This is a genomic window from Faecalibacterium sp. BCRC 81149, assembly GCF_022750605.1.
GTDB lineage: Bacteria > Bacillota > Clostridia > Oscillospirales > Ruminococcaceae > Faecalibacterium > Faecalibacterium duncaniae.
Genome location: NZ_QXJA01000009.1, coordinates 105,657 through 128,123, shown reverse-complemented (window position 1 = coordinate 128,123; position 22,467 = coordinate 105,657). Strand labels below are relative to the sequence as shown.

General features: G+C 54.0%; 21 protein-coding genes and 4 pseudogenes. 19 read left to right on the top strand and 6 right to left on the bottom strand.

The window, feature by feature from the left end:
• The first annotated feature begins 137 nt into the window (after positions 1-137).
• From D3F01_RS11015 to D3F01_RS10940, 16 genes and pseudogenes are all read left to right on the top strand, one after another.
• On the top strand, positions 138-905 hold the full coding sequence (locus tag D3F01_RS11015; protein WP_223453572.1) for an alpha/beta hydrolase: 768 nt from the start codon (positions 138-140) through the stop codon (positions 903-905).
• A gap of 101 nt (positions 906-1,006) precedes the next feature.
• Positions 1,007-1,870, top strand: coding sequence for an MBL fold metallo-hydrolase (locus D3F01_RS11010; RefSeq protein ID WP_215697852.1), 864 nt, complete (start codon positions 1,007-1,009; stop codon positions 1,868-1,870).
• The gene (locus D3F01_RS11005) at positions 1,867-2,568 is read left to right on the top strand and encodes an L-2-amino-thiazoline-4-carboxylic acid hydrolase (RefSeq protein WP_242888680.1); all 702 of its coding nucleotides are present in this window, start codon (positions 1,867-1,869) and stop codon (positions 2,566-2,568) included. The genes D3F01_RS11010 and D3F01_RS11005 overlap by 4 nt, the downstream gene beginning before the upstream one ends.
• The gene (locus D3F01_RS11000) at positions 2,568-3,053 is read left to right on the top strand and encodes a hypothetical protein (RefSeq protein WP_242888679.1); all 486 of its coding nucleotides are present in this window, start codon (positions 2,568-2,570) and stop codon (positions 3,051-3,053) included. The genes D3F01_RS11005 and D3F01_RS11000 overlap by 1 nt, the downstream gene beginning before the upstream one ends.
• A pseudogene (locus tag D3F01_RS10995) lies at positions 3,046-3,159 on the top strand (class I SAM-dependent methyltransferase); the annotation flags it as partial. The gene D3F01_RS11000 and the pseudogene D3F01_RS10995, both read left to right, overlap by 8 nt.
• Complete coding sequence (locus D3F01_RS10990; RefSeq protein WP_242888678.1) at positions 3,156-4,088, top strand: acyl-CoA thioester hydrolase/BAAT C-terminal domain-containing protein; 933 nt, start codon at positions 3,156-3,158, stop codon at positions 4,086-4,088. The pseudogene D3F01_RS10995 and the gene D3F01_RS10990, both read left to right, overlap by 4 nt.
• Position 4,089: 1 nt before the next feature.
• A complete protein-coding gene (locus D3F01_RS10985) occupies positions 4,090-4,722 on the top strand; it encodes an L-2-amino-thiazoline-4-carboxylic acid hydrolase (RefSeq protein ID WP_242888677.1) in 633 nt (210 codons plus the stop codon).
• Between the two features lie 6 nt (positions 4,723-4,728).
• Positions 4,729-5,331, top strand: coding sequence for an L-2-amino-thiazoline-4-carboxylic acid hydrolase (locus D3F01_RS10980; protein WP_242888676.1), 603 nt, complete (start codon positions 4,729-4,731; stop codon positions 5,329-5,331).
• A 147-nt stretch (positions 5,332-5,478) separates the two neighbouring features.
• Positions 5,479-5,958, top strand: a complete 480-nt coding sequence (locus D3F01_RS10975; RefSeq protein ID WP_242888675.1) for a hypothetical protein — start codon at positions 5,479-5,481, stop codon at positions 5,956-5,958.
• A gap of 110 nt (positions 5,959-6,068) precedes the next feature.
• Positions 6,069-6,274, top strand: a pseudogene (locus D3F01_RS10970) (zinc transporter); the annotation flags it as partial.
• Positions 6,275-6,409: 135 nt separating this feature from the next.
• A complete protein-coding gene (locus D3F01_RS10965; protein ID WP_242888667.1) occupies positions 6,410-7,387 on the top strand; it encodes a helix-turn-helix domain-containing protein in 978 nt (325 codons plus the stop codon).
• A gap of 73 nt (positions 7,388-7,460) precedes the next feature.
• Entirely contained in the window at positions 7,461-8,216 is a 756-nt protein-coding gene (locus D3F01_RS10960) for a hypothetical protein (protein WP_223384277.1), read from the top strand.
• A 68-nt stretch (positions 8,217-8,284) separates the two neighbouring features.
• A complete protein-coding gene (locus D3F01_RS10955; RefSeq protein ID WP_242888664.1) occupies positions 8,285-10,054 on the top strand; it encodes an ABC transporter ATP-binding protein in 1,770 nt (589 codons plus the stop codon).
• Positions 10,055-10,057: 3 nt separating this feature from the next.
• Positions 10,058-11,785, top strand: coding sequence for an ABC transporter ATP-binding protein (locus tag D3F01_RS10950; RefSeq protein ID WP_242888656.1), 1,728 nt, complete (start codon positions 10,058-10,060; stop codon positions 11,783-11,785).
• A 19-nt stretch (positions 11,786-11,804) separates the two neighbouring features.
• A pseudogene (locus D3F01_RS10945) lies at positions 11,805-12,359 on the top strand (recombinase family protein); the annotation flags it as partial.
• A gap of 100 nt (positions 12,360-12,459) precedes the next feature.
• Positions 12,460-13,436: pseudogene (locus tag D3F01_RS10940) on the top strand (recombinase zinc beta ribbon domain-containing protein); the annotation flags it as partial.
• Here the strand turns inward: D3F01_RS10940 and D3F01_RS10935 are convergent.
• The 6 genes from D3F01_RS10935 to D3F01_RS10910 form a co-directional block, all read right to left on the bottom strand.
• Positions 13,357-13,632, bottom strand: a complete 276-nt coding sequence (locus tag D3F01_RS10935) for a hypothetical protein (protein ID WP_242888707.1) — start codon at positions 13,630-13,632, stop codon at positions 13,357-13,359. The pseudogene D3F01_RS10940 and the gene D3F01_RS10935 sit on opposite strands and share 80 nt — an antisense overlap.
• A gap of 49 nt (positions 13,633-13,681) precedes the next feature.
• Positions 13,682-14,077: a DUF6462 family protein gene (locus D3F01_RS10930; protein WP_097771650.1), complete on the bottom strand. Its 396-nt coding sequence runs from the start codon at positions 14,075-14,077 to the stop codon at positions 13,682-13,684.
• Between the two features lie 475 nt (positions 14,078-14,552).
• The gene (locus D3F01_RS10925; RefSeq protein WP_242888653.1) at positions 14,553-15,785 is read right to left on the bottom strand and encodes a tyrosine-type recombinase/integrase; all 1,233 of its coding nucleotides are present in this window, start codon (positions 15,783-15,785) and stop codon (positions 14,553-14,555) included.
• Positions 15,786-15,892: 107 nt separating this feature from the next.
• Positions 15,893-16,114 carry an excisionase gene (locus D3F01_RS10920; protein ID WP_242888705.1) on the bottom strand — a complete coding sequence of 74 codons (222 nt, stop codon included), beginning with the start codon at positions 16,112-16,114 and terminating at the stop codon, positions 15,893-15,895.
• Positions 16,115-16,257: 143 nt separating this feature from the next.
• Complete coding sequence (locus D3F01_RS10915; protein ID WP_242888703.1) at positions 16,258-17,598, bottom strand: plasmid recombination protein; 1,341 nt, start codon at positions 17,596-17,598, stop codon at positions 16,258-16,260.
• Positions 17,599-17,967: 369 nt separating this feature from the next.
• Positions 17,968-19,287, bottom strand: a complete 1,320-nt coding sequence (locus tag D3F01_RS10910; RefSeq protein WP_242888650.1) for a phage/plasmid primase, P4 family — start codon at positions 19,285-19,287, stop codon at positions 17,968-17,970.
• 309 nt (positions 19,288-19,596) lie between these two features.
• Between D3F01_RS10910 and D3F01_RS10905 the strand changes: the two genes are divergently transcribed.
• The 3 genes from D3F01_RS10905 to D3F01_RS10895 are packed head-to-tail and all read left to right on the top strand — an operon-like array spanning position 19,597 to position 22,463.
• Positions 19,597-20,616, top strand: a complete 1,020-nt coding sequence (locus D3F01_RS10905) for an iron ABC transporter permease (protein WP_242888648.1) — start codon at positions 19,597-19,599, stop codon at positions 20,614-20,616.
• A complete protein-coding gene (locus D3F01_RS10900) occupies positions 20,617-21,375 on the top strand; it encodes an ABC transporter ATP-binding protein (protein WP_186851309.1) in 759 nt (252 codons plus the stop codon).
• Positions 21,376-21,413: 38 nt separating this feature from the next.
• Positions 21,414-22,463 (top strand): ABC transporter substrate-binding protein, encoded by a 1,050-nt coding sequence (locus D3F01_RS10895; protein ID WP_242888646.1) that lies wholly within the window; start codon positions 21,414-21,416, stop codon positions 22,461-22,463.
• The last annotated feature ends 4 nt before the right edge of the window (positions 22,464-22,467 follow it).

Below are 22,467 nucleotides of genomic sequence, written 5' to 3'. Positions count from 1 at the left end.
TGGCAGAAGGACCGCTGAGAAGCGGCTTTTTATAAGACTGAAAGTTAGCTTTAGCTAACTCGAAACTCTGCCCTATACGAAGAAATATATCTCTTCTATTTACAGGTGGAAAATAAGTAGAGAAGGAGCGTATCAGGATGAAAATCTACCATTTTGGTGCAGAGGATGCCCCGGTGCTGTTGCTGCTGCCGGGCACCTGTTGCCATTGGAAAAGCAATTTCGGTGCCGTGATCCCGCTTCTGGCTGACAGCTTCCGGGTGCTGTGCGTCAGCTACGATGGCTTTGATGAGACTGAACAGACCGAATTTCCCACCATGCTGGAGGAGACCGAAAAGATCGAGGCCTACCTCAAGACCCACTGCGGCGGTCACATCCGGGCAGCCTACGGCTGTTCTCTGGGAGGTTCCTTCGTGGGGCTGCTGGCGGCGCGGCAGAACATCCACATGGACTACGGCATTCTGGGTAGCTCCGATCTGGATCAGGCATCGCCGTTGACGGCAAGCTTGCAGACGGATTTTCTGCTGCCATTGATCTACCCTGTGGTGCGGGACGGAAAGATTAAGGCGAAATTTCTCCAAAAGCGTCTGGACAAGTGTGCTAAAGAGTCGGGGGATTATGTCAAAGCCTTTCTGAAAATGTTTGGTGAGGCCCGCCCTTATGTGACCATGCAGAGCTGTAAAAATCAGTTCTATTCCGATCTTATCACTCCGCTGCCGGATAAGATCCATGTACCCGGTACCGAGATCCATATTTTTTACGCCCTGAAAATGGGCGCAAAATATCGCGCCCGGTATCAGCAGCATTTTGCACATCCTGTTCTCCATGAGCAGAACTTGCAGCACGAGGAATTGCTGGCCTGTCACCCGGAGCAGTGGGCGCATCTGGTAAAAAGCATTGCATTGTGAACGGTAAAACGTATCTGGAGCAAGCAGGATTTTGTAAGATCCAGAACCACAAAAATAAAAAGGGCTGGCTGTGCATCACAGCACAGAAATGAGGTGCGATCATGTCGAAAAAAGCAACGGAATTTCAAAGAAAAGCAATGAGCTGGATGTACCGGGGCAAGGAAATCTTCAAGCCTTTGAACACTGGCTGGATCGACGAGAATGTTGCCTGCGTGCGCGAATGGGTGGCGAACATCTTCTTCTACCGCAAAGGCGATACGACCATTATGATCGATGCGGGATATAACTACGACCGCCTTGCCGAAAAAATGGGCTGGCTTGAGATTGATCCGAAGTCGATACACCATATCCTTATCACCCATCAGGACACCGACCATGTGGGTGCGGTGGAAGCAGACAGTCCGGGGCTGTTCCGGAATGCGAAGCTGTACATCGGCGAGATCGAGAACCGGTATCTCACCGGCGAGGTGCGGCGAAAAGTCATCTATCATCTCTATAAATTGCCGCAGGTCACGATCAACAACGAAAAGGTACTGCTGCACGATGGGCGGGTATTTGACATTGACGGCATCAAAATCGAGTGTTTTCTCGTTCCCGGTCATACATGGGGGCACATGGTATACCTTGTGGACGGGAAATATCTCTTTACCGGCGATACCATCTGGTTCGGCGCGGACGGTGGATACAGCTTTATTTCCGCATTGGCAGAGGACAACAAGCTGGCGGTGAAGTCCTTGGCATTGCTGGAGAAAAAGCTGAAAAAACGTGGGCTGCATCCGCTGTTCATTACCGGACACACCGGCTGGACGGACAACATGGAGTTTGCCTTTGCGCACAGAAATGAGTTGAGCTCACCGTTCAAGAAAAAAGTCCACGACCCATCGGCACCCTATGATGCCTACGACGAATCGGACGACACCGAAGAAAATGCAAAGAGCGGTTTTCTGAAAGGCGTGGGAAGATGAAGGACAGCGAATTACAAATTGACCGTAGCTGCCATGTGCTATATTCCAAACCCTGCAAAAAGGAAATTCTGGCGAAAATCACTCTGCACTATCCGGAGGTGGAGCGCGAGGCGGTCTGGGAGCAGGTGCAGCTGAGATACGAAGAGCTTCTTTCCAAGTGGCGCACCGACCTCGGCGGTAAAAAGAATTTTCACAACGGCGTAGGCGGCACCTACGACTGCATCGCCATCATGTGCTTTTACGATGTGTGCCGGGATGTGGTCACATTCCGCGAAATGGAAGAGATAGAAGAAAATCTGATCCTGCCGTCCTTCCGGAAGCTGCGATTCGTTGACATCAACAAGCCATTCTGGAAAAAGCTGATGTATCGGGCATTCAGCACCGCCCAAAAGCACTGTGACACATGGCATGATTACGAGATGGATGTTGCGCCTTACGAAAACAGCAAGCCCATCTATTATGAATTTACGGCGTGTCCGGCGGCGGAATTTACCAAGCGGTTTGGATTTGCGGACATTATGCCCGCCCTGTGCAATGTGGACTATGCGTCCATGGAACTGCTCCATGCCAAGCTCGTGCGGACGACCACCTGCGTGGACGGCTGCCGATGCGACTATACCATCTGCGGCGATAAGGATCCATACGTAAAGGAACATCCCGAATACCGGGATGAAAACGGATACAGGAGGAATAAGTAATGCTTTTACAGGTGATTCTGGAAGGTCTTGGGCTGGGGGCACTGCTGGTTCTGGTCTGCGCTGCGGGCATCCGCAAAGGGGCTGTTGGGATGGTGCATCTTTACAGCCCGGCGGTGCAGCAGCGGTGCGTAAAACTGGGGCTTACAAGCCCGGAACGCATCCGACGCAACAGCCTGCTGTTCAAAGCAGTCTGCATTCCCGGCTATATCGGCTATGTGCTGGTCTGTGTCTATGGGATAAACGGTGCAAAGGGCTTTGTTCAGGGTTTCTGGCAGTTACTCGTTATCTTGTCCGTTATGAATCTCATGGACCGCCTGTTGGTTGACGGCTATTGGGTGGGGCATACGAACGCATGGACGATTCCCGGAACAGAGGACCTGAAGCCCTACATTACTGCAAAAGACAAGCAGAAAAAGTGGCTGTTCGGCACGGTGGGCATGGCAGTCATAGCGGCGGTGCTGGCGGCAATGATGACAGTACAGTGATCGGAAAGACCCTTCTGTCAGTGACTTTTTCCGGTTTCTCGCCAAGGTCGGGGACAACGGGATGAAAATGCAGATCGTGAAGATCGGATTTGGAGGGAGAGCATGAAACACCTGCACTTTGATGTGGAACTCAATGGCTTTTACGGTGCGTATTGGGCGTGTGCCGGCGGTTCAGATTGTGCGGTCATCACGATGATCGGGGATGATCCGGAGGATCGGCTTGCGCGCTCGGCAGTGAAATGGCTTTGCGGGTGCGGTGTGAACGTGCTCACAATGTCGCCCGCGAAAAAAGATTACGGACATCATAATTACCCGCTTGAGCGTGCGGAGACGGCAATTTCATGGTTGAAAGCTAACGGTAACAGAAAGATCGGCGTTGCCGGTGCATCGACCACCGGAACGCTTGCGCTGACAGCGGCTGCCATGTTCCCGGATATCACCCTGACCATTGCCATGACACCCAGCGACTTTGTGTGGCAGGGCTTTCTGCAGGGCAAAAGGGACGGCTGCAAGGAGTGGCCGGTCGAGGGTGAATCGCTGTTCTCCTATCAGGGCAAGCCGCTGCCCTATATGCCGTTTTGCTATCAGCATCCCGACTATTGGCACTGCGTCGCCGCCGAGAGCAAACGCACCGGCGATATGGTAAACTCCCGCAAGCTGTTTGACGATTCCGAGACAGCTCATCCGATTGAGCCGGAAGAATACATTCCCGTTGAAAACATCCGGGGAAAGCTGCTGCTGATCGGCGCGGAGGACGATGCGCTGTGGGACACCGCAAAGTATATCCGCCGGATGGAAAAGCGCCTTGCCGAAAAACCGCATGAATGCGAGATCGAGACGATGGTTTATGCCCATGGCACCCACTTCGTTTTCCCGGAGGGGATGCTGAAAATCATGCTGCCGGTTGGCTCCGGCCTATTTGTGAAGTTCGCGTTTCAGGCAGCAAAAAAATATCCGAAGGAATGCCGCCAGACCCGGATAGACATCGAGAAACGGATGTGCCGGGTGTTAGCGGAATGGAAAGGAGCAAAGTGAGATGCGTTGGATGGGAATCCCTATGGCGATGTGGTCCGTGTTTGCGAAATCGTTTCAGACGCAGCTGACGGCGGTACTGGGCTATGATGCAGCCACCGCAAAGCAGATCACCAAAAGCGCCAAGCCGAAATACAAAGAGATCATCGCCAAATTGCCGGAGTTTGAAAAGGCCGACCGCTTCCAATTGAACATCATTGGCTGCGCCATGCTGGGGGCGTTTGTTCTCTGTATGCCGAATCGGCCGGATACTGAGGCGCTGACGGTATACTATGAGAACGCTCAGATGACACCGCTGATGAAGTGGTTCTGCCGCAAGAGCGGAAAAAGCAAGTTTACCGCAAAGGACATTGCTGCCATGAAAGCCACCGCTGCTCTGAAAGCCGCCGACCGCAACCCCTACTCGTGGAATATGGACTTTTACGAGTACCCGGATGGCAGCGGCTACGAGGGACGCTTTACGAAATGCGGCATCTGTGTGCTGATGAAGGAACTGGGGTTATATGACCTCACTCCCGCCCTGTGCCGTCTGGACTACACCATGAGCGAAGCGGGCGGTGTGACAAATTTTGTGCGGCAGTACACCCTTGCCTCCGGCGGACCCTACTGCGACTGCGGGTACAAAAAGAAAGGGTAACGGACGATGAAGAGGAAGGAAACGTATCTTTCCCGTGATTTCCGGGATACTGCGGCACAGCGCTTTCCTGCGCAGGCGAAGCAGCTGAACGCCGCTTTCGATATACGCCTGAATGCACTGCTGGCTGAAAATGCAGATGCAAGTAAGGAAAAGCAATACCACCTCAAGCGGCAGATCTTGCCGGGCATTGCGGCCTACGAGACCTTGCAGCGGGTCATGCCGAAAGAGGAGGCACTGCAAACCGTTCACGGCTATGTGGAGCGCTTGGCGAGAACGAGCCACAAACAGCTTGCCGCCCTGCTGTACATACCGGGGCTTTACCGCCTCGTTCCCGGCATTTTCGTCAAATCCACGCGAAGTGTTTTCGGCCCGGCGGCGGGCTTTGCCCCAAAAGAACTGCAGACTGGTAACGGCGTCTGGCGTGTGGATATGATGAAGTGTCCCTATCACGACACCTGCGCAGAATACGGCTGCCCGGAGCTGTGCCGCTGCTTTTGCGACAGCGATGACATCAGCTACGCCGGGTTGCATCCGAAGCTGATCTGGGAGAGAAGCATGACGCTGGGGCGTGGAAATGACCGCTGCGATTTCTGCATGAAGGTCAGATAATAGCGGGGAGGCATATTGGCATGGAGATCAAATGATTCGGTACATGGTATTTCTGGCATACTTTCTTGTTTTGTATGAACCACGATGGAAGACGAAGGAAATGGGAGCATATGCCCGATTCGCACGCAGACTGAGAGGAGAAAAACAATGATCGTACTGCAACTGCTGCTTTATTGTCTGCTGTTTACCGCAATGGTAAAAATCGCTGTGATCGGCGGTGCTGTCAATGGACTGTACTTTTATCCCAAGGAGGTGCAGGATCGCGCCATCGAACTGGGACTGATCGACCGCAATACGATGAACCGGAAACGAAAATGCTTTATGATACCGTTCTTTATCATGATGCTTGCTGCTCTTGTGCTGATCATCGGTTTGTGGAACGGGGCTTCCTCCTTTGGTGAGGCCTATTGGCAGGCGCTGCTGTTTCTTGAGGTCATGAATATCTATGACGGCGTTGTAATCGACAAGCTATGGGTCGGGCACAGCCAGTTTTGGGTGCTGCCAGGGCTTGAAGATGCGTCGTTCGTGCAGACCTGGAGGCAGGTGCTGAAAAAGCGAAGTATACTGGCGCTGATCTGGGTTGCGGGAGCGGCAATTGTCGGCGGTATTGTCCATTTGATTTTCTAAGAAGTTGGAAATTGCCCAAATGAAAAGCAGAATCATGAACTGCAATCGGAGGCAAAAAAGATGAAGACGGAGAAACCGAAAAAGCTGATTCGATGGTATATCTCGGTGCGATCGGGGCAGTACTGACGATCCTGGCGGCAGGCATTGTGGTGCCCGCTTTGTCCTATCTGCTCAGCTTTGCCGCCGGAGCCATGCTGTATGTGGTGGTGGAGGAGCTGATCCCGGAAATGTCGCAGGGGCAGCACTCTAACGTCGGCACGGTGTTTTTGCGGTAGGCTTCAGCGTGATGATGGTACTGGATGTGGCACTGGGATAGCGCATGGTTGAGAAAATTGCGATGCAAGGGGCGAAGAAAGGAAAAACATGAAAGACAGAGATCTGCCAGTTGACCACAGCTGCCATTCCAAGCCCTGCAAAAGACGGATTGTGGAGATCGGATTGAATAAACAGTATGATTCATATCATTTTTCATGACAAAACGGGGGTCACTCCCTATAATCCCGGACAAACAGGCGGCTTTGAAAATGCGGCCGGAAGTGGAGAAATTCACTATTACCGGCTGTTTGATGGCGTGGGGATCATGCTGCTGCGGCTGGAGATGGAGACCTATACGGAAATCCGCACGCAGATCGGTATGATAGAGATCAATTTCTGCATCAATGGCCGTTTTGAAACCAGCTTTTCCATGCGCGATAGCGTTCTGCTAAAGCCGGGGGATATGGCCGTCAGCTGCTACGACGGACGGCATGGAACACGTTCAGAGTCACGGTTCCCGCTGGGCTGTTACGAAGGGCTGTGTCTGGAAGTTGATCCAGCAGCCGCTCAGAACTGGCTTGAGAAGAACGCACCGGGCTTTTCGGTGGATTTTGCGGTACTGAAGCAGAATCTTCTGGGAAACCGATGGTTCATGTTCGGTACGGCAGGACCCCGCTGTGAGCACGTTTTCCGGGAATTGTACGAAAATGCGCCCTACATGGATCTCCGGTTCCTGCGGCTCAAGGTGGTGGAGCTGTTGATGCTGCTGAGCCGCATTCCGCAGGAGGAAGGAACGGACTTGTACTGTTCTACCGAACAGACCGAACTGGCACACCATCTCCGGGATCACCTTCTGACAAACCGGGAGGGGTATGTCTCCCTTGCGCAGCTGGCAGAAGAACACGGGATCTCGGTTTCGCACCTGCAAAAAATGTTCAAACAGGTCTACGGTGTGCCAGTATACCACTATATCAAGGAATACCGTCTGGAACAGGCTGCCGTAGAGCTTGTCCGGAGCGCAAAGCCCATTACGCAGATCGCACAGAATGCAGGATATGACAACGCCAGCAAGTTTTCGGAGGCTTTCCGGAAACGATATGGAACGACCCCGTCGCAGTACCGCACCCACGCAAATGGACTCGCAAAACGGAGCAGGGAAATCAGAATGGAGTAGTCCACGGCCGAAAAATATGCTAAAGTACAGAGCGGTTAGAACAAACTTACTTTAAAACCGGAGGTACTTTCATATGATGATGAAAAAGAAATTTGTTGCAGTGGCCTTGTCTGCGGTCTGCCTGCTGTCTGCTGTCGGCTGCGGCCAGCAGAGCGCAAGCACAGCGTCTTCGGCATCCAGCGTTTCCTCCTCGGTGGCTTCTTCGGCTTCCGCAAGTCAGGTAATGGATGCGGAGGATTATCTGTCTGGTATCAGCGGGACTTATGTGGAACTGTTCCCGGAGATGGCAAAGAGTGAATACCGGAATTTGTGGATCGACGCTGCGACTCCGCTGGTAGGCGAGGACAATGCGGAATCGGCTACGGATATGCTGCTGGGAATGTGCATGGCAGAGCCGTATGGCGAGGAGGCTGTTGAAAAATATGCAGCAGATCCGGACAGCACGGCGTTCAACTGCTATTTTCTGGGCGGCGTGGAAAAATTCGTGATGAGTGGCGACACCATCACCGGTCTGGATGCGCAAGGACAGGAAGTGTTTGCACACACCTACCAGAAACTGGATGTGGACAATGAAAACAGCTTCCTCTTCTACCAGAGCGAGGATGCGGATTCCGGGGAGTTTACCTACTTTGCCTTTGCGCCCGATACGATGGAAACGACGTATCATCTGGAATTCCGCTATGCAGAGGATCTCGACGACCTGCAGAGCTGGTATGAAGGAAATTATGCTTATTGGAATGCTGCCGCCATCGCAGAGGACTATGATCAGGCAACTATGGAAAATGTCATTGAACTTTTCGTCACGGAAAATTTGTCTGAGGCAGAATAAACGGCACATGCGCACCCGATCATGTCAGGCGGTACGCATGGCAATATTACGGTAAGGATGTGATTTGATTGAAAAAACAGTCTGATCTTTCCCGGCTGATGAGTTATGCCGGGAACTACCGATATTTCACCTACGCTTCGTGGGTGCTGTCTGCGGTCAGCGCGCTGGTGGCACTGGTGCCCTTTGTGTACATCTGGAAGATCCTGCGGGATGTGTTGAACGCCGCGCCGGACTATGCACAGGCGGTGAACATCCCCCATTACGGCTGGATGGCAGTGTTGTTTGCAGTGCTGTCTTACCTTATTTACATTGCAGCGCTGATGTGCTCCCACCTGTCGGCGTTCCGGGTGGCGACCAATCTGCGGCTGGCGGTGTCGGAGCATTTGGCGGTGCTGCCGCTGGGCTTTGCCGAGACTTTCGGCAGCGGTAAGCTGCGTAAGATCATCCACGAGAGTACCGGAGCCGCCGAGACCTATCTTGCCCACCAGTTGCCCGACCAGTACAATGCCATCGCCACCCCGGTGGGGCTGCTGGTGCTGCTGTTGGCGTTCGACTGGCGGCTGGGACTGCTGAGCCTTGCGCCGGTGGTGCTGGCTTTCCTCATTATGACGACCATGACCGGCAAGCGGATGGCCGAAAAAATGCGGCAGTACGGCAACGCCTTGGAGGCGATGTCCAACGAGGCAGTGGAATACGTCCGGGGCATCCCGGTGGTCAAGACCTTCGGGCAGTCGGTCTTTTCCTTCAAAAAGTTTAAGACCACCATTGATGAGTATGAAAAGTGGGTCATCTCCTACACCAAAGACCTGCGCCTGCCCATGATGTTCTACACCGCCGCCGTCAACGGCGTGTTCGCCTTTTTGATCGCAGGCGGGCTGCTGTTCACGGCTCACGGCGTGACCCCGGAATTCCTGCTGAACCTGCTGTTCTATATCATCATCACGCCGGTGATCTCCCTGACTTTGACCCGCATAATGTACATGAGCGAGAACAAGATGGTGGTAGCGGATGCGCTGGCACGCATCGACTCGGTGCTGGAGGCGGCGCCCATGCAGGTGCAGGCTGTTCCGCAGCACCCGAAGGATTCCTCTGTCACGTTGCGGGATGTGCATTTCAGCTACGACGGAAAAACCGAGGTCATCAAGGGCGTTTCTCTGGACATTCAGCCGGGACAGACCGTAGCTTTTGTAGGCCCCTCCGGCGGCGGAAAATCCACGCTGGCAAACCTTGTCTGCCGGTTCTTTGATGTGCAGAGTGGCAGCGTCCGGGTAGGCGGAGCGGATGTGCGGGCTATCCCCAAGGAAGAACGGATGGATACCATCTCCTTTGTGTTCCAGAACAGCCGCCTGCTCAAGGGCAGCATTCTGGATAACGTCCGTCTGGGCAGACCGCAGGCCACCGAAGCAGAGGTGCTGGCGGCGTTGAAAGCAGCGCAGTGCATGGATATTATAGAAAAGTTCCCGGCGGGTATCCACACTGTTATTGGCACCAAGGGCGTGTATCTGTCCGGCGGCGAGCAGCAGCGCATTGCCATTGCACGCGCCATGCTGAAAAATGCCCCCATCCTGATCCTGGACGAGGCCACCGCCTTTGCCGACCCGGATAACGAAGCTAAGGTGCAGGCGGCCTTTGCCCGGCTTGCCAAGGGCAAAACCGTGCTGATGATCGCGCACCGCCTGTCTACCGTAGCCAACGCCGACTGCATCTATGTGGTGCAGGATGGGCGTATTACGGAGACTGGCACAAAGGACGAACTGTGCGCGCAGAACGGCCTGTTTGCCCGGATGTGGCAGGAGTATCAGGCCTCGGTGCAGTGGAAGGTCGCAAAGGAGGGGTAAGGAATGATCGGAAAAATTCAACACGCCACGGCCAGCTCCCCGGAGGGCGCAAAAGGGCTTGTAAAGGGCGTTCTGGCCTGTGCGTTCCAGAACATGGCGTTCATGCTGCCCACCGGGCTGCTGTATCTCCTGGTAAAAGATCTGCTGGCAGGCTCCGCGAGCGGGAGAACCGCCTTTTATCTGCTGGGGTGTGCAGCCTGCTTTGCTCTGATCCTGCTGACCACATGGTTCCAGTACAACGGCACCTATTTTACGACCTATAAAGAGAGCGGCACCCGCCGCCTGACCCTTGCGGAGCGGCTGCGGAAGCTGCCCCTGTCCTTTTTTGGCAAGCGCGACCTTGCCGACCTGACCAGCACCATCATGGCGGACTGCGAGGTGTTGGAAAAGGACTGCTCCCACTTCATCCCCGGTCTGTTTGGTTCCCTCATCTCTACCGTGCTCATTGCCCTGAGCCTGTTCGCCTTTGACGGACGGATGGCGCTGGCAGCCCTGTGGGTCATCCCGGTATCCGCTGCCATCGTGATGGGCAGCTACCGGGTGCAGGACAAGGTGCAGGCCAAGACCATGGCGGCGAAAATGGCTTGTGCGGACGGCATTCAGGAGTACATCGAGACCCTCCGGGATCTGAAAGCCAGCAATGCGGAGCAGCGGTATCTGTCCGGTCTTTCCGACAAAATTCGGGCTGTGGAAAAGCAGTCCATCGCGGCAGAGCTGGAAACGGCGCTGTTCGTGTCCTCTGCGGGCATGGTGCTCAAGCTGGGCATTGCATCGGTGGCGCTCACCGGCTCGGTGCTGCTGGTGCAGGGCAGGATCGACGTGCTGACTCTGTTTCTGTTCCTGATGGCGGCATCCCGGATGTACGACCCTATGCAGGGCGCGTTGCAGAATCTGGCGGCGGTCATTGCCATGCGTACCAATGTGGGGCGGATGAATGAGATTCTGGACGCTCCCCTGCAGACCGGTAGCGAGCAGCTGACCAATCAGGGCTGCGATATCGTGTTCGACCATGTGGGCTTTGCCTATAACTCCGACGAAACGGTGCTGCGGGATGTTTCCTTTACCGCAAAGCAGGGGGAGGTCACGGCACTGGTGGGTCCCTCCGGCGGCGGCAAAACTACCGTTTCCCGGCTGGCGGCACGGTTTTGGGACTACCAGAAGGGCAGCATCACCGTGGGCGGCATGGAGGTTTCTCAAATCGACCCGGAAAAGCTCATGAGCCTGTATTCCATCGTGTTCCAGGATGTGACCCTGTTTGACAACACGATCCTGGAAAACATCCGTCTGGGGCGCAAAGGTGCCACCGACGAGGAGGTCCTTGCGGCAGCAAAGCTGGCAAACTGCGAGGAATTTGCCGAGAAGCTGCCGGACAAGTGGAACACCAACATCGGCGAGAACGGTTGCGCCCTTTCCGGCGGCGAGCGTCAGCGCATTTCCATCGCCCGTGCCTTCCTGAAGGATGCGCCCATCATTCTGCTGGACGAAGCCACCGCCAGCTTGGACGTGGAAAACGAAACTGCCATTCAGGAGGCTCTGTCCCGGCTCATAAAGAATAAAACCGTCCTCATCATCGCCCACCGGATGCGCACCGTAGCCGGTGCGGATCGGGTGGTGGTGCTGTCGGGTGGCATCGTGGCCGAGCAGGGCAGCCCGGCAGAGCTGTACGCCCGGAAGGGACTGTATGCCCACATGGTGGATCTGCAGTCGGCAAGCCAGAACTGGACGATCTGAGAATGATGGCGGCTTTTATAAAGATAGCGACAAAAAGCTGTTCGACATCGTTCTGGTCTGGAAGCTCGACCGCTTTGCCCGAAACCGCTACGACAGCGCACGGTACAAGACCCAGCTGAAACGCAATGGTGTGAAGCTGGTATCGGCTACGGAAGTCATTTCGGCTGGCCCGGAGGGCATCATTCTGGAGTCTGTTCTGGAGGGCTATGCGGAATACTACTCGGCTGACCTGTCTGAAAAGGTCGTGCGTGGCATGACCGAGAATGCTCTCAAGGGTATTTATAATGGTGGCACGATTCCGTTCGGATACATGATCGATGAGACCCGGCATTACCAGCCCGACCCGCTGCTGGCTCCGTATGTGGAGCAGGCGTTCCAGAAGTATGCGGACGGTGCGACCATGACTGACCTGCGGGATTGGTTAAAGGCACACAACATCAAAAATTCAATGGGCGGGGAGATGTCCTACAATACGATTCAGCGGATGCTGAGTAATCGCCGGTACATCGGCGAATTGCGTTTGCGGGATGTGGTACAGCCCAATGCGATCCCGGCACTAGTGTCAGGTGAACTTGTCGGGGTAAGACCCCTCCATCTTGCTACGCAAGACCGTTCTGTCGCTTAAAAGCCCCACTGGGGCTTTCATTGCTCCGCTTCGCTGCGCAAACGCGAACCTGTTCAACAAGGTGCAGGAAAAGCTGGCGAAAAATAAAAAGGCCCCTGCCCGTCATAAGGCAGAGGAAAGCTATCTGCTCACTACCAAGCTATACTGCGGCAAGTGCGGAGCGCTGATGTTCGGAGAAAGCGGTGTCAGCCATACCGGGAAGATGTACACCTATTACAAGTGTGCTGCTGCTAAGAAGAAAAAGACCTGCGATAAAAAGGCCGTGCGGAAACAGTGGCTGGAAGATCTGGTAGTCAACGAAACCATGAAGCTGGTGGAAGATGACGCTTCTATGAATGCCATCATCGCCAAGGTCATGGAGCTGCAAAATCAGGAAAGTACGGACCTGCCTATCTACGAAAAGCAGTTGAAGGAAACGGAAGTCGGCATCACCAATATGCTGAACGCTATCCAGATGGGGATTCTGACCAGTTCCACGAAAGAACGTTTGGAGGCTCTGGAAGAACAGCGGAAGGAGCTACAAGCCCGCATTGCAGAGGAACGGCTGGCCAAGCCGAAGATGAAAGAGGAGTTCGTCCGGTTCTGGCTGCTCCGTTTTCGTAAGCTGGATATGACCCAGTCGGAGCAGCGGCAGGCACTGGTGGACACCTTCATCAATGCCATCTATCTCTACGATGATAAGGTTCTCATTACCTTTAACTATAAGGAAGGCACAGAAACGGTCGCTTTCGGGGAAGCCGTGAAAGCGGAGAAAAGTTCGGATATGAGTGCGCGAGATGCACCAACGAAAGAACGTCAAATCGTAAGATTTGTCGTTCTTTTTTGTTATGTAACCCCGAAAAATCGGGGCTTGCACGGTCAATGCACGGTTTTTGCACGGTCAGCTTTTTCGTGGGAATCCTCTGCATGGGCTGGAATTGCTTTGAAATGCGTAGTAAATTTTGCATCAAGTCAACAGAGCCAGACGGAGCTGTGTCTTTACTTCAGGGTCGGCATTCTTCAAAAGTTCCAGCAGAGCAGTTATAGAGATGGTCGGTTCGCCTGCGGCGGGCACAGCCTGCGGGCTGGGGCTTTCCTGTTTGGCGTAGAAACCTTCCTCGAACTTCCTGCCCAGTTCTACACGAGAGGACTGCTGGATATGAGCGTAGGTGTTCACCAGCATATCCGTCGTGGCGTGTCCTGTGGTGCCCTGAACGGCCTTTACATCGCCGCCGGAGATCATCAGCTGATAGGTGGCACTGGAATGCCGCAGGCCGTGGAACACGATCTGCTCAAACTCCGGGTGCTCTGCCCGCCATACGCTCGATGTTCCGCAGCACCTCCCGGCTCATGTCGCTGACGGCTGTGCCGAGGGCAAAGACGGCATCCGGGGTGGAAAAATTGTAGATTGCCTGAAAATCGTCCTTGTCGAACCACCCTGTCGGCTCAAAGCCGCAGCGTTCCAGCAGCGTGTATCGCTCTATGTATTCGTCTAAAATCTCCGTATTGATGACAGCCGCGTGTTTCAGGTAAATCAGTGCATGAGCTTCCTGTGCAAGTTGCCGCAGGGGAATCTTTCCCATCGAGTAGAGCGTAATGCCCTCCTCGTAGCGGATATATTTCTTTTTCTTCCCAGCCAGTATCTTTTCCAGTTCTGGAACTGTAAAGGTCTCTGTTTTTGGTGTCATGCCATTCTTCTCCTTTGTCAAGGGTCGTGGTATACTTGTTTTATCAGGATATAGAAAAAGGACACTCCACTTTCAGCATTCGCTGATGGTGAAATGTCCTCTTGGCTGTTTTCTCGTTTACAGTTCTCTGTCGGTAGCCAGTATGCGAAAATCCGTCAAACTAAACTTGCCGTTTTACGCTTCCCCATCAATCCTTGAAGAAATCCGTCAAGGATGTCAGGGAATTTGTAATCTTTGTGTCGCAATCTGCGATGTACTGTTTTGATGGAGACACAAATATTACCACGTATCTTAGTTAGATTCCGGGCGCATCGTGGGGAACAGGTCAAGGAAGGCTCACAAATGGCTTTATTTCCCTTTATAAGCCTATCCATGCGGCTTCCTTTTTGTCCCGTCCGTACGTTACCCTACGCAACTCTCCACAAGTTACCGAGGATTTGGTGTAAAAGTGGTGTAGCGGTTGGTGTAGTACGACTCAGATGGAAATGCCCAGTTTACCGTTCAATTTTTCAAAGGAATGGGCTTTGGCTTCCTTGGTGGCTTCCGCGTAAATCTCCATCGTGGTGCTGATGTCCTTGTGTCCCATGATGTCCTGAATGATCTTCAGGTTGGTCTCATTTTCGCACAGCCGGGTGCAGAACGTGTGCCGGAGATTATGGCAGGAGAAGGGCGACAACAGCTGCGGCTCCCGCTTTTCCTTTTCGGCCTTTTCCAGTTCGGCTTCGTTGTAGGCCACGCTGATGCGCTTGATGGCACGGTTGACGGTCTGCGGATTCTGCGGCTGACCGAATCTGTTCAGGAACACAAAATCCGAGATACCATCGATTTCGTGCGCACACACCAGTTCCAGCTCCTGCTGGTTGGCTCGTTCCTGCTCCAACGCTTTCCGAACTTCGGGCAATATGGGAATTGCCCGCTTGCCTGCGGCAGTTTTGGGCGTGGACATGGTGAAGTAGCAGCCACCGACTTCATGGTCATAGTAGACCAGATTGTGCTGAATGGTAATAAACCCACTCTCAAAGTCGATGTCGCTCCAGCACAGCCCCACCGTTTCCGAGATACGGCATCCCGTACCCAACATGAAAGTGAACATCGGGAGCCAGTGCTGAAACTTCGGCGTTTTCTTGATGAAGGTCAGAAACGCCTGTTGCTGGGGCAGGGTCAGGGCATGGCGCTTGGGCGTTTCGTACTGGTGGGCGGCTTTAATGGCCGTCAGGACACCATCCGTGGGATTCACACGGATGTACTCATCGTCCACTGCTATCGCAAAGATCTGATGCAGAACATTCTGGATGGTTTCCAGCGTGTTCAGTGCCATTTTGCCGTTGCGGACGATGCTGTTATAATAGCTGCGGATATCCGACTTGCGAATATCCTTGAGCTTCATCATGCCGATCTCATCCCGGACGAACCGATTGTACATATAAACGTAATTGGCGAAGGTATGCTCTTTCAAGCCCACCTTGTTCTTACGCCACAGTTCAAAGAGGTCGTTCAGGGTCAGATTGCACTCCGGCATACGGATGCCCTCTGCCAAGTCGCGCTGTATCTTCTCTTCCTTTTCGCGCAGCCCCTCCAAGGTTGCATCATAGATGGTATGGCGTTTTCCGTTTTTCGCAGTCCAACGGTACATATACAGCCCGTCACTCTTGCGGTAGACCTCGCCATCCTTCAAAACACGGCCTTTGTTATCTTTACGTCTTTGCATATAAACTCTCCTTTTCGTTCACAGAATGTTGAAAAGGAGCCTTACACCATGAGTATACCATGGTGCAAGACTCCCTGCAACATCAAACGGTCAATTTTCACACCGCATCAGATCGAGAATGCCTTGTCCAGATATTCGTCCAGCTTACGGCGTTTGATCAGCCGTTTGGTTCCGTTCCAAAGGACGAACTTGCATTCATCGCTATCGGTCATCGACCGCAGTTTATTGACACCGATCCCGGAGTACGCCGCCGCTTCCTCCAAGGTCAGATTGCTCTTTTGCCAAATCGAAACTTGTCGGGACTTAGTCCCTCCATCTTGCTGACGCAAGACCGTTCCGTTGCTTAAAGTCCCCACTGGGAACTTCATTGCTTCGCAAACGCAAACTTCTTTCACTTGCACCTCCATATCCTTGTAACCGGGTGCCGGGGCAGAAGGTGCCAGCTTTCTGCCCCAAACGCTCCCGATGAGGTTCAGATTTCCGAGTGCCCCTCCTGTGTGCGGGGTTGTGCCGCTGGTTTGTTTTGTGCCTGTTCTGCCTGCAAGCGACTCAGCAGTTGCAGAACGGAATCCCGTGCTTTCTTCTTGACCTGCTCCTTGCCTTTCTGCCGGACTTCCGGCTTCAGGAGCTTCTCCTGCAAGCGGGTGGCGGTGGTCTGCATGGTCTTGAGGAACTTGTTCAGCACATCGTCCAAACGATGGGAGGCATATTCCCTCGTGGCTTTGGGAGCTTTTCTCTCTGGCGATAACACCCACTTCTTCGTGTCCTCAATCATCCGCATGTCTTCCTTCCGGGTCTCGGTGCGCACCACATCCGTCACGACCTCCACCGCCTTGTCGTAGGCCGCAGCCGAAACTTCATCGATCAGCGTTTCCATGTCGTTGACCTTGAGGGTCAATTCGTCCAGCCTGTTCTGCTGGACGGCAAGCTGCTCCTTCTGCTTGGCAAGGATAAAGTCTTGCTTTTCGAGATATTGCCGGTTGCCGTACTCCGCTTCTTCCTCCAATTCCAGCCCGTGCCGCTTGGTAATTTCAAACAGCATCTTCCGACAGGCGGTATCAAAGGTGATTTTGCGGTTGTTGCGGCGGCTGAGGGGCTTGTCCGGGTCGGGCAGCTCAAAACTCAACGCTTCCAGTGCCTTTTCCTGCTGGGGTGCCACCTCACCATACTTGTTCTCGCAGTCGAACACATGACGTTCGTGGATATGCGGTGTACTTTCATCCAGATGCAATGCCCAATCCAAAACATGAACATGGTCTCCGAACCTTGCCTTGAACTCCTCGATGAATTCGGTCACGACCGCCAGAAGAACTTCGCCCGAAGCATGGTCGTCCTTTGTTCCCAGCTGATAGATGGTTTCTTCCGGGCAGGTCTTGCGGCTGGACAGCAGGTCAGGAATGGAGCGGTTACGTTCCGTGTGCCGGATCTTGGCGTTACGCTCGTTCTGGCTTTCCACAAAAGCCGTGTAGTGGGTTTCGTAGAATTGACGTTCCACATCCGAGAAGGTCGCCGCCAGATCATCCGGGTCGGGTGGAGCGAGAGCCGAACGGAAACCGTGGAAGCAGTCCCAGTAGATGTTGCCCTTGGCTCGTTCCGGGTCGATGTGCTCACTGTTGGCAAGGTTGAAACTGCGGTCATTGTGCTTGGGATTATAGGTGCCGTGGGTTCCGGCTCGTCCGTTGTGTCGTGTCAATTTCAGATAGACATCCCTCCATTTCAACATCTTGGCAGGGAAATCGCAGCAGCGGAGCTGCTGGATCTGCCGCCGTTTTGCGCCAGATAATACCCAGTAGGATATGACGCACAGCATCATATCACTGGGCAAGGCGTTCCCCCTTGACTCCCTTCAAAGGGCTGCGGTCTCGCCTGTCGGCTCGGTCGGTGCTTCAAAATGCCTGCGGCCTTTTGAGGTCGCCGCAGGCGATCCGCACCCCTCTGCACTTCTGCACCGGGCAAGCTGACAGGCAATGATTTGCGAATCCCTGCCCGCAGCTCGTCCGGCTTTTTCAGTTGGTCATTTTGACCACCTGATTTGGCAAACTGTCAACCTGACACTTTGCCAATACCCCCCCCCCTATATGGCGCGTTTTTGGACAATCGCTGTGTACGTGCGTACAAAGAAAAGGCATCTGCCGCGTACGCACGTACGCAGCAAAACGCCAAAGTTCTCCTTTATAGGGGGTCATGCCCGCCAGCTATTGGTGGTAAGGTCGGGCTGCACAAGGGCTTCAATGCCGACAAATCCCCGGACCCGCCGCCCGGACGAGTTGACGATGTTATTGGTAGATTCCAGATTATACCTGCGCTGGTTGGCGATCAGCGCATCGCTGAACCCTCGTGCCTTGATCGCATTCAGGCTGTTCTCCTCGCACCACATCTTGTAGACCTCATACAGCTCTTTCGAGCTGGTGCAGGCATCCGCCTTCAGACGGATGTAGCCCTCGGATTCGAGGAAGTCGAACACATTGTTGTTGTCCCGCTTCACCAGTTCCCGGTTGCGCTTGGCACGGTCACTCTCGGTGAACTGGAAGCCATTCTTCACCAGCCGCTGCAAGCCCTCAAATGCCCACAGCAGGATGCCCTCGACCTCTGCCGCCATCTTCTCGGCAATGTCCGGGTCGTCTACACGGGACAGGGGTTTGTCCTTGGTAGTCAGGACAAGCTGGCGGCGGTAGAAACCGTCCGAGCGATCATACAGAGCCTGCAAGTCACCGTTGCTGAATGCCAGCAGACGAGCGTACATCCAGCCCTGATAGCTCTGCTTGCCCTTGCGCTCCAAGTCCATCTGTCCCTGTGCGGTCACGATGGACTTGACATAGTTGGTCTGACGCAGGGCTTCCATCCGCATATCGTCGTCCACGCAGAGCAGGGTGTGCTCCAGATCGGCACGGGCAAAGCGGTTCTCCAAGATCTTGCCGATGCTGCCATCCTTCATGTTGCAGCCGAACAAGCGGGACAGCACTACACCGATCTGCGATTTTCCCTCGCCGCCGTTGCCCTTGATGACCATCATGCGCTGCCCCTTGTTGCTGGGGATCAAACAATAGCCGATAAACTCCTGCACCGTGGGAATGTCCTCCGGGTAGAGCAGGTCGGATAGAAACCGCAGCCAGTGGACGGGCTGGGCGGCTTTCGGGTCATACTTGACGGGCAGGCGGTTGCGGACGATCTCCGGCTTGCCTTCCGGAAAAGTGTCATCCAGATACAGGGTGCCGTTTGCCAGCGCAATGCGGTCGGTGACGGGCGGGAAGTCCTCCACCTGTGCCGCCAGTTTCAGCACATCCACCACATTGCTGACTCGTTTGGCGATATTTGCGCCGATATGGTCTCGCAGCATATCGAAAATTTCACAGCGCAGGTTCATGGTGTCCGTGACCATGCCTTCCGGGGTGAAAAATGCGCCATTCGAGTAAAGCAGCTGGTGCGTGCTCAGAAAATCGTCACAGAACAGGGATTCGTTGAAAAAGCCTTTCTTGAACCATGCAGGGGTAAAGTTACTCATAGGCATTCCGTCCTTTCATTGGCGTTACGGTAAGAAAATGTGGTCATTTTGACCACATTTTCTTACTCCGCAACTGGGAAATCAACGTCTTGCCGTTCTCCCTGCATGGCTTTCCTGCCCCCTTCCGGCGGCGTTTTCCGGCTCTCCTTTTCAGGGTCTTCGCCGGGTATCCCATGCAGACGGTCATGCGGTTTTCAAGAATCGTCCATTCTTTAAAGAATTGTCCATAGACAAATCTGCAAGCAGCCTGTAAAATACTTTGCAGGTAGTCAAAGCTAACCTCGAACTACTTGAGAGGGTGATTTCTATATGAAAAAGACTCGACTGACGATCATTCTATTGATGATTCTAACGCTTGTTTCTGCAATCATTACGCTTTGCATGGGAGCAGTCCGCATTCCGGTACAAGATACACTATCGATCCTGCTTCGGCACCTGTTCGGGACAGACACAGGCGCCTCGGTATCTGTGGCATTTGAACAGATCGTCTGGCAGATCCGAATGCCCCGAATTATTCTGGGCTTTCTAGCAGGAAGCGGGCTGGCGCTCTGTGGCTGCGTGATGCAGGCAGTTGTCCAAAACCCAATGGCAGACCCATATATTCTTGGTGTGTCGGCAGGCGCAACGCTGGGAGCCACCGGTTCACTCTTTTTAGGGCTGGGCGTAATCTCCGGCTTTTGGGCCTTTGTAGGAGCAGGCGGTGCCTGCTTCCTCGTATTGGCTCTCTCATCGGCGGATGGCAAGACCACCTCAGTCAAGCTGATTCTCTCCGGCATGATCGTCAATGCACTGCTGACAGCATTTTCCAACTTTATCATTGCAGTAGCAGGTGATTCTGACGGTATGATGTCCATTAAGTTCTGGACGATGGGCTCCCTGACCCGCGCCGGATGGAAAAACATCGGCCCCATTGCACTGATCGTACTGGCAGCAGCAGTCTTTTTTCGGACGCAGGCCCAGACACTGGATGGTCTGATGCTTGGTGAGGAAGCAGCTTCCACCATTGGCATCAACACCTTCCGGTGTCGGTTGGTTTACCTGCTGGTACTCTCGGTGCTGACCGGTGCACTTGTATCGGTTTGCGGCACTATCGGATTTGTGGGGCTCATCATCCCGCATGTTTCCCGCGCCATTGCCGGCACAGCCCACCGAAAACTACTGCCGATTGCGGCATTATCCGGCGGACTGTTCATGCTCTGGGTGGATGCCATCGCCCGCAGTCTGATTCCCAACACCGAGCTGCCTGTGGGCATCTTCACCGCCTTGGTGGGTGCGCCGTTCTTCGTCTATGTGATGGTGCGTAAAAAATATGGATTTGGAGGCAATTGAATGAGACTGGAAGCGAAAGATGTAAACATTTCGATTTCCGGCAAACCAATTGTACAGCATCTCTCCATTGAGGTGCCGGACCGGAAATTCTCGGCCTTGCTGGGTGCCAACGGCAGCGGCAAGACCACTCTGCTCCGCTCTATCTATCGCACACAAAAAATGGACAGCGGCATCGTTCGTCTGGACGACAAGGACATCACACATTTTTCCGGCAAAAAGCTGGCGCGGAACATGGCGGTGATGGGCCAATTCAACCAGATCAATTTTGACTATACCGTGCTGGACATCGCCCTGATGGGGCGGTATCCCTTCCATTCCCTGCTGGAGCAAGAACGGGAGAGGGATTATGAGATGGCTTTGGAGGCGCTGGACAAGGTAGGCATGAAAAGCTACCGCGACCGGAACTTCCAGTCCCTTTCGGGCGGTGAAAAGCAGCGGGTGGTTCTGGCCCGCGCGCTGACCCAGTCGCCCAAGATCCTGATCCTCGACGAGCCGACAAATCATCTGGATATCCGTTATCGGTTAGAAATCCTTTCAATCATCAAAGATTTGCAGATCACGGTCCTGGCAGCGCTGCACGACCTGAGCCTTGCAGCGCAGTTCTGCGACTATCTCTACCTGATGAAACAAGGCGAAATTGTAACGCAGGGCCAGCCTCAAGCGGTGATGACCCCCGAAAATCTGCGTCGCATCTTTGATGTAGAAGCCTGTGTGTACCCCAGCCCGATCAACGGAAAACTGATGATTCAATATCTATAACAAAAACGCGGGAGTATCCCGCAGAAAGAGGAACCTTTATGAAAAAGAAAACCCTGAGTGTTGCTGCCGCGGCACTGGCAGCCGTCATGCTGACCACTGGCTGTGGTCAGACCGCATCTTCTGTGGCATCGTCTGCTGCCGCCTCCTCTGAGGTGGCTTCATCGGTGGCCGAGAGCACCGTTTCTTCCGCTGAGGAGACTGCCTACCCCCTGACCCTGCAGATTTATGACGCTGATGGCAATGCTGTAGATATGACCTACGACCATGCACCGGAGAAGGTGCTGTCCACACAGCTGTCCATGACTGAGTTGCTCATCAAGCTGGGGCTCAAGGATAAAATCGTCGGCGTGTTCGATAATGACAATGCCCTGAAGGGTGACATTGCTGATGAAATTGCATCTCTAAACAGCCTTGGCGATAAGAAGTCTGTTTCCAAGGAGACCATCCTTGCCACGGAGCCGGATCTGATCCTTGGCAAGGGTCCCCTGATGTTCACTGAGAGTAGCATCGGCACCGTCCAATCCTATCAGGAGCTGGGCATTCCCGTCTACACTGAGCTGGCTAGCGCTTCCATTGATCAGTCGCTGGATAACATTGTAGAGGATGTGCGGAACATCGGCGAGATCTTCAACGTGCAGGAGACTGCAAACGCTTACGCTGACGAGCTGCAGGAGAGAATCGACGCGCTGATGGACAAGGTCAGCAGCCAGAGTGGAGAGCCCCTGAAGGTTCTGTTCATGGCTGGCTACGCCGATGGCACCTTCGTGGCCTTCAATTCCAAGATGAGCAGTTGTATGCTGAATGCCCTGAACGCTGAGAATGTTCTGGACAAGGGCGGCAACGGCCTGACTCTGGAGAATCTGGTCTCCATGAATCCGGATGTCATCGTCTACGTCCGCGCAGACCGCTTCGGTGCCACCGATGCCGACGCTGTGGAGCAGCTGACCTCTAACGCCGTCGTGCAGGAGGTTCCCGCCATCGCCAACCAGAAGGTCATCGAGATGGATTATGATGACGTAATGGACTACGGTGCACGGGTCATCGATTCTGCTGAGACCCTGTACAACTTCATGTACAGTGCATCTTAACGGA

Bases quoted from the DNA above. Each gene is read 5' to 3' on its own strand.
- D3F01_RS11015 (WP_223453572.1), top strand. From the start codon at position 138: ATGAAAATCTACCATTTTGGTGCAGAGGATGCCCCGGTGCTGTTGCTG.
- D3F01_RS11010 (WP_215697852.1), top strand. From the start codon at position 1,007: ATGTCGAAAAAAGCAACGGAATTTCAAAGAAAAGCAATGAGCTGGATG.
- D3F01_RS11005 (WP_242888680.1), top strand. From the start codon at position 1,867: ATGAAGGACAGCGAATTACAAATTGACCGTAGCTGCCATGTGCTATAT.
- D3F01_RS11000 (WP_242888679.1), top strand. From the start codon at position 2,568: ATGCTTTTACAGGTGATTCTGGAAGGTCTTGGGCTGGGGGCACTGCTG.
- D3F01_RS10990 (WP_242888678.1), top strand. From the start codon at position 3,156: ATGAAACACCTGCACTTTGATGTGGAACTCAATGGCTTTTACGGTGCG.
- D3F01_RS10985 (WP_242888677.1), top strand. From the start codon at position 4,090: ATGCGTTGGATGGGAATCCCTATGGCGATGTGGTCCGTGTTTGCGAAA.
- D3F01_RS10980 (WP_242888676.1), top strand. From the start codon at position 4,729: ATGAAGAGGAAGGAAACGTATCTTTCCCGTGATTTCCGGGATACTGCG.
- D3F01_RS10975 (WP_242888675.1), top strand. From the start codon at position 5,479: ATGATCGTACTGCAACTGCTGCTTTATTGTCTGCTGTTTACCGCAATG.
- D3F01_RS10965 (WP_242888667.1), top strand. From the start codon at position 6,410: ATGATTCATATCATTTTTCATGACAAAACGGGGGTCACTCCCTATAAT.
- D3F01_RS10960 (WP_223384277.1), top strand. From the start codon at position 7,461: ATGATGATGAAAAAGAAATTTGTTGCAGTGGCCTTGTCTGCGGTCTGC.
- D3F01_RS10950 (WP_242888656.1), top strand. From the start codon at position 10,058: ATGATCGGAAAAATTCAACACGCCACGGCCAGCTCCCCGGAGGGCGCA.
- D3F01_RS10935 (WP_242888707.1), bottom strand. From the start codon at position 13,632: ATGATCTCCGGCGGCGATGTAAAGGCCGTTCAGGGCACCACAGGACAC.
- D3F01_RS10930 (WP_097771650.1), bottom strand. From the start codon at position 14,077: ATGACACCAAAAACAGAGACCTTTACAGTTCCAGAACTGGAAAAGATA.
- D3F01_RS10925 (WP_242888653.1), bottom strand. From the start codon at position 15,785: ATGCAAAGACGTAAAGATAACAAAGGCCGTGTTTTGAAGGATGGCGAG.
- D3F01_RS10915 (WP_242888703.1), bottom strand. From the start codon at position 17,598: ATGATGCTGTGCGTCATATCCTACTGGGTATTATCTGGCGCAAAACGG.
- D3F01_RS10910 (WP_242888650.1), bottom strand. From the start codon at position 19,287: ATGAGTAACTTTACCCCTGCATGGTTCAAGAAAGGCTTTTTCAACGAA.
- D3F01_RS10905 (WP_242888648.1), top strand. From the start codon at position 19,597: ATGAAAAAGACTCGACTGACGATCATTCTATTGATGATTCTAACGCTT.
- D3F01_RS10900 (WP_186851309.1), top strand. From the start codon at position 20,617: ATGAGACTGGAAGCGAAAGATGTAAACATTTCGATTTCCGGCAAACCA.
- D3F01_RS10895 (WP_242888646.1), top strand. From the start codon at position 21,414: ATGAAAAAGAAAACCCTGAGTGTTGCTGCCGCGGCACTGGCAGCCGTC.